2 protein-coding genes and 1 pseudogene are annotated in these 2,183 nt (G+C 58.4%); all 3 read right to left on the bottom strand.

The window, feature by feature from the left end; all coding sequences use genetic code 11:
- Nucleotides 1–259, bottom strand: a pseudogene (locus tag BLX42_RS15835) (hypothetical protein); the annotation flags it as partial.
- 616 nt (nt 260–875) lie between these two features.
- Nucleotides 876–1,391: a DUF4376 domain-containing protein gene (locus BLX42_RS15830; protein ID WP_218580315.1), complete on the bottom strand. Its 516-nt coding sequence runs from the start codon at nt 1,389–1,391 to the stop codon at nt 876–878.
- A gap of 467 nt (nt 1,392–1,858) precedes the next feature.
- The coding region (locus BLX42_RS15825; RefSeq protein WP_218580314.1) for a transposase at nt 1,859–2,183 on the bottom strand (325 nt) is incomplete at its 5' end.

Raw genomic sequence — 2,183 nt, 5'->3', positions numbered from 1 at the left:
CAGGATCGGTCCACAGCAGAAGCCGGGCGAACGCGGCAGCAAGCACATCGTCGTGCTCCAGCACGGCATAGACAGCGGCGTTGGTCACCGGCACGCCCCTGGCCTGGCATACGGAGCGCGCCAGGGCTTGGGTGATGGAGTGCTCGAGCACGCCACGGACACGGCCATCCTTTTCGAACTGCCAGAGGCCTTGGGCCGGGCCGCCGATCTGCCGACGATGGATCAGCCGGCTTTCCTGTAGCCCGCTGCTTAGCAGCATCTGCTCAGCGCGCCAACCCGACATTTTCGCAGGCAGCAGTTTGAGCGCCGGGGCAATTGCCGAGGCGCGATCCGCGGATTTGTTGCGGCATGGGTTTCTCCAGGCGAAAAAAAGAAACCCGCGACATGGCGGGGTTTTGGGCGGTTGAGATATGAATTTAAAGGGGACGCCATCCTGGGGCGACCAATGAGGGGTCTAGCGACCAGGTGATGAAGCAGCCTGCTATTAGCAGCGCTGCGAGTGCGAACACTATAAGTCGAGACATTCTCATTCCTTGAGCGAGGGTTCCAACCATGGCGGCGGTCAATATAACACTAGGATCCAGCCGCACCCATCGCCTAACACTATGGTCGTCTGAATAGATCCTCGACCTTGTTTCAGCTAGGATTCGCCCCACGTTCTCCATGCGAAAACAAGGGCGCTGGAGAAAATAGAAACCCCGGTGATTGCGAACCACCGGGGTTTTGCTTTTTGGCGCGCGACTGCTACTATCTGCGTAGCGTTCTCTTTTGTCCCCATCAGAGAAAGTAGAAGCCCTGGTGATCACAGTTCGCCGGGGCTTCGTCTTTTCAGGGAGCGGGCGACAAAGGCGGTTGGGGATGGTTACGTCAGGCTGTTACGGCCATCCTTGCTCCAGCATCTCGACGGTGATCGAGCCGTCAGCCACGGCACTCAGCAACTCGGCCTCCCGATTAAAGCAGGCCTGCACGTGTGCGCGCACTGCGGTGGCCAGCGCGATGACCTGATCGCCCGTCAGCTCAACGAAGCCTGACGCCGTCTTCCACTTGATGCGGTAGTCAGGATCAAGCGAGGCAGCGAATGCAACATCGGTCAGCAGAGACTGGCTGTCGCGCTCGGTGTTGACCGCCAGGCCCTTGACGACTGCGCCACCGGTTTCTGCCAAGAAGCGGCGCGCAGCAATCAAAGCTGGCCAGGCCGGCGCCGTTACTGGCTCAGGCTCCGGCGCGACCGGCAGAACCTCCCAGCCCTGTCCCGTCCAGCGAGCGACCTCGGTACCGGTCAGCTCTGGCGGTACCTTCGGAATGCTACGGACAGGAAGCGGGCCTGATTCATCAGCGCTGACCGCCCGAACGAAAATTCCATTCACATCCCACAGGTAAAAATCATGCAAGCTCCTTCGCTTTGATGAATGCAATGGTGCCAATGGCGGAAGTGAGGGTGGGGACGGCGAACTGAGTAGCCGTGTCATAAGTGAAAATCGGCACACTGCGCCGCAATGCCCCAGATGTACCGCCTGCAATGAAAGTTTCAGCAGACGAGGCGGCCAAGCTACTTGGAACCGGGGCGGGTGAGCCAGAGCTCTCGAAGTTGAGGCCGTTGTCGGAGCTTCGATACGCCCCTATCGCCCATGTCCCGTTTCGGTCAGTAGCTACCTTTCCGGTCGGTCCGGCTGCAATCTGCGACAATAGAGTATCGCCGTTATTACTTTGGCGGTAGGCCATCGAAGCTGACGCAATTACCCACAATCCCTCATCATCAGTAGTAATTGATGTGTTGTATTGGTTAAAAGGTATTGGTATCGATCGTGTCCCGGGAAGTGGTGTAACTCATCATGGCTCTGGCCACTGAGTTCGCCGTTTATTTGATCACGGCCGACAGCTTGGCTTGAGGATTATCGCTGACCGCCTCGAAAGCCTCCAATTGCATGTAGCGTCTTTGCAGGCACCACTCGTCGTTCTGTTCCAACAGCATCGCCCCAACCAGCCGCGTGATGGCCGGATCGTTGGGGAAAATCCCCACAATATCGGTGCGGCGCTTGATTTCGGCGTTCAGGCGTTCGAGCGCGTTGGTGCTGTGCAACTGCTGTCGATGCGCTTTGGGAAAACGCCATGTGCGCCAGCACTTCATCCTCGCAGCCGTCCATGAGCGTTGCGATCTTGGGGTACTTTTCGCGCAGTTGATC

This window comes from Pseudomonas sp. SG-MS2, from assembly GCF_009933855.1.
GTDB lineage: Bacteria > Pseudomonadota > Gammaproteobacteria > Pseudomonadales > Pseudomonadaceae > Aquipseudomonas > Aquipseudomonas putida_E.
This window is presented reverse-complemented; position numbering and strand designations above follow the sequence as displayed.